8 protein-coding genes are annotated in these 7,059 nt (G+C 57.8%); all 8 read right to left on the bottom strand.

Features of this window, described 5'->3' with window-relative positions; genetic code table 11:
* A partial coding sequence (locus ACTG4M_RS16640) for an FAD-dependent oxidoreductase (RefSeq protein WP_439124789.1) occupies nt 1-475 on the bottom strand: 475 nt, incomplete at its 3' end.
* A 74-nt stretch (nt 476-549) separates the two neighbouring features.
* Nucleotides 550-987 (bottom strand): hypothetical protein, encoded by a 438-nt coding sequence (locus ACTG4M_RS16635; protein WP_439124788.1) that lies wholly within the window; start codon nt 985-987, stop codon nt 550-552.
* Between the two features lie 119 nt (nt 988-1,106).
* Entirely contained in the window at nt 1,107-1,244 is a 138-nt protein-coding gene (gene cydX / locus ACTG4M_RS16630; protein WP_292307641.1) for a cytochrome bd-I oxidase subunit CydX, read from the bottom strand.
* 18 nt (nt 1,245-1,262) lie between these two features.
* Complete coding sequence (locus ACTG4M_RS16625; protein ID WP_439124787.1) at nt 1,263-1,724, bottom strand: DsrE family protein; 462 nt, start codon at nt 1,722-1,724, stop codon at nt 1,263-1,265.
* 11 nt (nt 1,725-1,735) lie between these two features.
* On the bottom strand, nt 1,736-2,896 hold the full coding sequence (gene cydB, locus ACTG4M_RS16620) for a cytochrome d ubiquinol oxidase subunit II (RefSeq protein WP_439124786.1): 1,161 nt from the start codon (nt 2,894-2,896) through the stop codon (nt 1,736-1,738).
* Between the two features lie 5 nt (nt 2,897-2,901).
* Entirely contained in the window at nt 2,902-4,515 is a 1,614-nt protein-coding gene (locus ACTG4M_RS16615) for a cytochrome ubiquinol oxidase subunit I (protein ID WP_439124785.1), read from the bottom strand.
* Between the two features lie 116 nt (nt 4,516-4,631).
* Nucleotides 4,632-6,281: an amino acid ABC transporter ATP-binding/permease protein gene (locus ACTG4M_RS16610; RefSeq protein WP_439124784.1), complete on the bottom strand. Its 1,650-nt coding sequence runs from the start codon at nt 6,279-6,281 to the stop codon at nt 4,632-4,634.
* A gap of 17 nt (nt 6,282-6,298) precedes the next feature.
* On the bottom strand, nt 6,299-6,898 hold the full coding sequence (locus tag ACTG4M_RS16605) for an ATP-binding cassette domain-containing protein (RefSeq protein ID WP_439124783.1): 600 nt from the start codon (nt 6,896-6,898) through the stop codon (nt 6,299-6,301).
* Between the last annotated feature and the right edge of the window lie 161 nt (nt 6,899-7,059).

The raw sequence follows: 7,059 nt of genomic DNA, 5'->3' as shown, positions 1-7,059 counted from the left end.
CATTCTCGCCCACCATATCCAGCGAAAAGCCTTCGACTGCATCGTGATCCAGGATCAAGCCCGGGGCCACGACAAGAAAATCATAGGCAACGGTCTGGCCGCTGGTGGTATCGACCGTCCTGGCCTCTGGATCAATCGCAGCGGCAGCCTCAGAAATCAGAGTGACGCCGTCGGGCAGCCAGTCAATTGTCTTGGACACCACATAGTTTTGAGGTTTCAAACCAGCCGCCACAAGCGACAACCCCGGTTGATACAAGTGCTCTGCGCGTGGGTCAATCAGCGTGATTTGCGCACCGTCGAGGCGCGTCACCAACCGGTTTGCAAGCGAGGTTCCACCCGCCCCTGCACCGATTATGACGATACGTGCCTTCGTGGCGATCTGGGCCTCTGCGCGGTCGGCTGTGCTGGTTGTGGCCAGTGCCGCGACGCCAGCCGCGAGCGACAGCATCTGTCGTCTGTTCAGCTTGGTGTCCATGAGTGTATTCCTCCGCATACATTCGAAGTGAAGATGAAAAAGCCCACGAACCCTTGAGTCCGCGGGCCTTCGTGTCAGTAGCTTGCGATCCGGGCGTTCGGTGCAATCATCGCGGCTGCCATTGCAGGCGGTTGAGCCACGGTGACACCATCCATCAGCACATCGGCTTGCGCGCCTTTTCCAGGCAAGTAGATGGCGCAAACCTCGACCTTGGCATTGGGCATACCAGCGATCTTGGTCAGCAATCCTTGAGGACTCATATCGCGCGGTGGTTGCGGTGTGGTTGCAGTTGCAGGCGCGTCTTTCAGCGCAAGGTCACCCGCTGGACCGCAAAGCAAGATATGAGGTGCAGCCCCCTGTTGCGCAGCTTGAACGGCCAGAACCATCGCCATCAATTGAGTCTGGGGTTCAGGTGCGGTCAGGATTGTGACCAGCGTTTCCGGGGCTTCTTGCGCAAGCGCAGGTCCTGTGAGGGCAAACGCTGCACAAGCAGAGAGAATGATCTTTTTCATTTAGTATATCCTTTGAGGGTTTCATGTGAGGTGTGAGGCGCAGGCCCCTTGCCATAACGGGGCCCGCGCCGGACTGGGGGAGGAAGGAACAAGCCCCCGGTCATTCGGTGTGCGGACGTTTAATGGGTGTGTTCACCCATCGGACAGTCTCCTTCATCTGAGAAACAAGCGTCGGTGCGCATCTCAAGCCAGATCGCGTTCAGGACGGCGAAGAGAGCGGCGAGGGGAAGCCCAAGAAGCCAAGCGAAATACCACATGGTTTTGATCCTTTCGGGTTACCAAGCGAGGGTTTTGACATCGGGATCGAACAGCAGACCTTCGACAACAGGCCATGTTCCCATGGTCACGCCGTCGATATAGTCGGCCTCGGTCAGTCCGGCGGCTTTGGAACAGGCGCTGCACATGATCACTTGGCCGCCATCGGCGATAAACGCTGTCAGCATGTCCTGGACCGAAGTGCCGTTTTCGGCCATCAGCCCGTGAATGTGGCTGGGGCGCTTTTTGTCGGCAAGATAGACGGCCCGCACGTTCAGCCAGATTGCGACCGGTTCGTGCCCGTTCTTGAGCGCCTTTTCATGGGCGAACATGATGGCTTTGGCGGCGGACCATGTGTCGTCGGTTGTCAGGTTCACAAAGAGACCAGGCTTATCGGCGTCTTGTGCAAAAGCCGGGGCCGCTGGAGCCAGGCTGGCAGTGGCAATTGCCAGTGCGGCCAGTGCTGTTGCGATAGGTTTCATTTTCGTCTCCATCAGTAAACTGTGTCAGCGTTTTCAGTGACTTGCGCTTCGGTGACTTTGCCCCAGAGCACTTTGTAAACCCATGCGGTGTACATCAGGATCAGCGGCATAAAGATCGCCGTGACCACCAGCATGATGAACAGCGTCTGATGCGACGACGATGCGTCCCACACGGTGAGAGAGCTGTTCGGATCAAGGGTCGATGGCAGGATGAAAGGGAACATGGTCAAGCCAACAGACGAGATGATTCCGAGGATGCCCATCTTTGACCAGAGCAGTGTCGACACTTCGCGGCCCGCGCGCAGCCCCATCACCGCCAGTGCGATTCCGACAAAGCCCATGATCGGTGCAATCGTGATCCACGGACGCGCGGCATAAGACGACAGCCATGATCCACCGCGGGTGACCTCAGAATAGAGCGGGTTTGACGGGCCATTGGCTGCGACCTCACCCAAGGCGAAACCATCAACGCCCAAGGCAAGCCAGATCCCCGCAAGCGCATAGCCCGCAGCGGCAACGATGCCCGCCTTGATCCCGATGGCGCGGGCGCGTTCGGCGACCACACCCTCGGCCTTGAGCGACAACCACGCAGCACCGTGCATCAGCAGCATCGACAGCGATACCACCCCGGCCAACAGCGCGAAGGGACGCAAGAGGCCGATGAACTTGATGGCAAAGTTACCCGGATACATCGGCATCAGGTCTTCGGTCAGGTAGAACGGCACGCCCAGCAACACGTTGCCCACCGCCACGCCGAACAAAAGTGCTGGCACCGCACCACCGGCAAACAGCGCCCAATCCCAGCGGGTGCGCCATGTGGCGTCATCCCGCTTGGAGCGATATTTGAACGCGACGGGGCGCACGATGAAGGCTGCCAGCACCACGAACATCGCAAGGTAGAAGCCCGAAAAGCTGACAGCGTAAAGCGGTGGCCACGCGGCAAAGATCGCGCCGCCGCCAAGGATGAACCACACTTGGTTGCCTTCCCAGACCGGGCCGACTGTGTTGATCGCCACGCGGCGTTCGACGTCCGTCTTGGCGACGAAGGGCAGCAATGCGCCGACCCCCATGTCGAACCCGTCAGTCAGGGCAAATCCGATCAGCAGCACGCCCAGAAGCGCCCACCAGATCACGCGAAGGATATCGTATTCGATAAGTTCAAAAAGGATCATCTGTCTTACTCCGCAGGTGTGGCTGCAAGGGTTGGAGCGGGTGTCTCAGCGCGCAGCCGCGCCTCGTGCCGTTCCTGCCAGGCATTGGTTTCGTCGACGTCCTGGAACGGGCCTTTGCGGATGTATTTCACCATCAGGCTGACCTCGATCACGAAGAGGACCGAATAGAAGATGAGGAACCCGGCCAGTGTGATCAGCAAATCCGCAATGCTAAGATGCGACGCGCTCAGCGCCGTTGGCAGCACGCCGTCCACGGTCCAGGGCTGGCGGCCAAACTCGGCTACGAACCACCCCAGCTCTGCCGCAATCCATGGTGTCGGGATGATGGCAACGGCGGCATACAGCGACCAGCGCGGGAACTGCATGTTCCGGAACGAGGCGCGGTAGAAGAAATAGGCCATCACAGCGATAAAGCTGAACCCAAGCGCCACCATGATGCGGAACGCCCAGAACAGAGGGGCCACACCGGGAACGGTGTCATCGGCAGCCATCTTGATCTGCTCTTCAGACGCAGTGCGCGGGTCATCGACATAGCGCTTGAGCAAAAGGGCAAAGCCCAGGTTTTCCGAATGTGCCTCAAAACTGTCGCGCACGGCTTGTGGCGTTGCTTCGCGTTCTTCGCGGATGGTCATCAACGCGTCATAAGCAATCAGACCTTCGCGGATTCGGTCCTCGGATTCCGCCACCAGATCATTGATCCCGGGGATTTCCTTGTTGAGGCTACGTGTGCCGATCAGGCCCATCGCCCAAGGGATTTCCAGCGCATAGTGGGTTTCACGTGCTTCTTGATCCGGAAAGCCGATCGCAGTGAAGGGTGCCGGTGCGTCGTGGGTTTCCCACATCGCTTCTATCGCCGCGAGCTTCATCTTTTGGGTGTGGCTGGCCGAGTATCCGGATTCGTCACCAAGCACGACGACCGACAGTGCAGCCGCAAGGCCAAAGGCCGAGGAAACAGCAATCGACCGACGCGCCAAGTCCTTGTGCTTGTTCTGAATCAGGTAGAGCGCCGAGACGCCCAGCACGAAGACGGACGCGGTTACGTAGCCGGCCGAGACGGTGTGCACGAATTTCGCCTGCGCCACCTCGTTAAAGAGCACGTCAAAGAACGACGTCATTTCCATGCGCATCGTATCGGGGTTGAACTCAGCCCCTACAGGGTTCTGCATCCAGCCATTGGCGATCAGAATCCACAGCGCCGAAAAATTCGACCCGATGGCAACCAACCAGGCCACGACCATGTGCTGGACTTTGCTCAGCTTGTCCCAGCCAAAGAAGAAAAGGCCGACAAAGGTCGCTTCAAGGAAGAAGGCCATCAGGCCCTCGATGGCCAGTGGCGCGCCGAAGATGTCGCCAACGTAATGGCTGTAGTAGCTCCAGTTCATCCCGAACTGGAATTCCATCGTGATACCGGTGGCGACACCCAAAACAAAGTTAATGCCGAATAGCGTGCCCCAAAACTTCGTCATCTGCCGCCAGATTGGACGGTTGGTCATGACGTAGACGGTTTCCATAATCGCCACGAGGATCGACAGACCCAGTGTCAGCGGCACGAAGAGAAAGTGATACATGGCGGTCAGCGCAAATTGCATGCGCGACAGCTCGACCAGTCCGATCTCCATGAGGGGGACTCCTTAATGGTTAAATTACGCATCCACGATGCGGATTAACCACGTCATATGCTGATTCAGAGATGTGTAATTTGATCTGAGTCAAAAACCCGCATCAAAGATGCGGATTATTTGAGGAAGTTTGTCGCGTTCGAGACAACCTGCACAACGCGGTCGGCAAAGGCGACTTCTTCGGGTCTGTGAGCTGCCATAAGAATAGCGGCTTTCGGCATGGCTTTGCGCAACCCATCCAAAACTGATTTCGCCAATGGCGAGTCCAGCCCCTCGGTCGGCTCGTCCAAGAGCAAAAGATCCGGCTTGCACAAAAGCGCCCGCGCTAAGACAAGCCGCCGCCCCTCGCCCCCGGACAACCCGGTACCGCGAAACTCCAAACGCGCATCCAAACCACCTTTGGCTCGAATTGTCTGTGCAAGCTGAACCACCTCCAGCGCCTCCCAAAGCTCTGCATCCGACGCGTCCGGGGCGGCCAACCGCAAGTTCTCGGCAATCGTGCCCGCGACCAATGCATGTCTTTGTGGGACCATAGCGATATGCGTGTTCAGGGTTTCGGCTGGGATCAAATGCAGAGAAGCACCGCCGTATGACAAATCCCCTCCGCTTGGTGCGATCTGACCTGCCGCCATGAGCAGGATTGTGGATTTACCGCATCCGCTTCGCCCGGTTAGAGCCACGGTTTCTCGAGGCGCGACATAGAAACTAAGCGGTGCAAACAAAGGGCTGCCATTTAGCCCGCGCGTTGCAACAAGGTCATCGGCAGCAAGCGGTTTATCCGAACCATGAAACGGGTCAGTCGCCACGGTCTGATCCGCCTGATCCAGCATTGGTGCAATTCGCTTTGCTGCAGTCCGCATTTGGCCAATTTCGGACAAAGCACGGCGTACCGGTGCTACCGTTTCAGATAGGGCGAGCGCTGTGAAAATGCCGATTGCCGCCTGAGCCGGAGAAATTGTACCCGATTGCGCCAGTGACGCGCCGATCCCGAGCGACAGCGTCACAACACTCCAGCCCATCAATTCAAGCCAGAACCCTGTCTGTCTCTCGATCGCTTCAACCGACGCCTGCCCGTTCAACTGGTAGTTTGCAGCTTTGCCGATACTGGCCTGCGCCTTTGGAACCTGCCCAAAGGCAATAAGTTCTTCGCGCACCGTGATGAGGTCGATGACACGGCTACGTAAGGCTTGCATTTCGGCTTCGGCTCGGCGCGACGGACGTTCCGCAAGCGACTGCCCCACAAGAAAGACAAGCGTCGGGCCAAATCCATACCCAACCAGGATTACCAAACCGATAGAGGGGTGAACCATTAGACCAACAGCAATCGCTGATACCAAAATCACCGCCAATCCAGCAATGCCCGGCAGTAAAAGCCGTAGGGCCAAACCGTCAAGCGCGTCGATATCGGCGGTGACGCGATTGAGAAAAACACTCGCGCGCAGGCGCTCAAGCTGTCTGTAGGGTGATTTCAGAACGCCCATTAGCAACTGACCTCGGAGGTTTGACAATGCGCGCAAAGTTGCATCATGGGTCGTCAACCGCTCTCCATACCGCGCGGCAGTGCGCCCCAAGGCAAGAAACCGAACCATTGCTGAAGGTGCGAATACGTTGAACAGGGTGCCTAGACCAACCATGCCAGCCGCAGCCGCAGCCGTGATGAACCAACCCGACAGCGCCAGCAAAGCCACACCCATGACCAGCACCAAGAGCGAAAGAGCGCACCCTTGAGCGAAGGCACGTTTTTCGCCTCGGAACAAAAGAAGCATTAGTTTCGCCAACGATTTCATTCGGGGACCTCAAGCTCAAGATGCCGCTGCATCTGTGAAATCAAGCGTGGAGCATGTGTCGCCGCGATCAGAGTTCCGCCCCCGTCCACGTACGCCAAAAGTCCGTCAATGATGTCTTGCGCCGTGTCGGCATCCAGATCAGCCGTGGGTTCATCCGCAAAAACGATCCGAGGTTTTCTGTTTAGCGCTCGCGCCAGCATAACCCGGCGCGCCTCACCGCCAGAAAGCCCCGCGCCGTTTTCGGCCAAGGCTGTTTTGTCTTTGTGCGGAAGCGTCGCAATGATCGGCGCGACCTGCGTAACGTCCAATACAGCATCATCTAGCTCATTCCCAAAGCCGATATTAGTTCGCAACGATTGGCCCGTGAACCGAGGTGTTTGCGGCATCCATCCCACAGACGCCCGCCACGCATCAGCAGTCATGTAGGTCAACACCGCACCGCTGATTTCAACAAAACCAGAATTGGGTTGTTCAAGTCCCGCCAGCAGGCGAAGAAGTGTTGTCTTGCCGACACCGCTAGGCCCGGAAATGGCAACACTTTCGCCCGGCTGGATGGTCAAATCGGGGTAGGCGATATCACGATCATCATGGGTCACCACCAAATCACGACTGGCAAGGCACTTGAAAGCTATTGGCAGAGCTTTGGCACCGGCTCCAAGCAAGGGCTGGCGACTATCGTCCTGAACCAGACCGGGTTTTCCGGAGATGTTGGAGTTCGTCACTCAGCGGCTATTTTAGCCGTGAGCTCTGCGTTGTA

Source organism: Marivita sp. (assembly GCF_965656765.1).
Lineage (GTDB): Bacteria > Pseudomonadota > Alphaproteobacteria > Rhodobacterales > Rhodobacteraceae > Marivita.
This window is presented reverse-complemented; position numbering and strand designations above follow the sequence as displayed.

Coding starts and splice junctions, on each gene's coding strand:
- ACTG4M_RS16635 (WP_439124788.1), bottom strand. CDS start 987: ATGAAAAAGATCATTCTCTCTGCTTGTGCAGCGTTTGCCCTCACAGGA.
- cydX (WP_292307641.1), bottom strand. CDS start 1,244: ATGTGGTATTTCGCTTGGCTTCTTGGGCTTCCCCTCGCCGCTCTCTTC.
- ACTG4M_RS16625 (WP_439124787.1), bottom strand. CDS start 1,724: ATGAAACCTATCGCAACAGCACTGGCCGCACTGGCAATTGCCACTGCC.
- cydB (WP_439124786.1), bottom strand. CDS start 2,896: ATGATCCTTTTTGAACTTATCGAATACGATATCCTTCGCGTGATCTGG.
- ACTG4M_RS16615 (WP_439124785.1), bottom strand. CDS start 4,515: ATGGAGATCGGACTGGTCGAGCTGTCGCGCATGCAATTTGCGCTGACC.
- ACTG4M_RS16610 (WP_439124784.1), bottom strand. CDS start 6,281: ATGCTTCTTTTGTTCCGAGGCGAAAAACGTGCCTTCGCTCAAGGGTGC.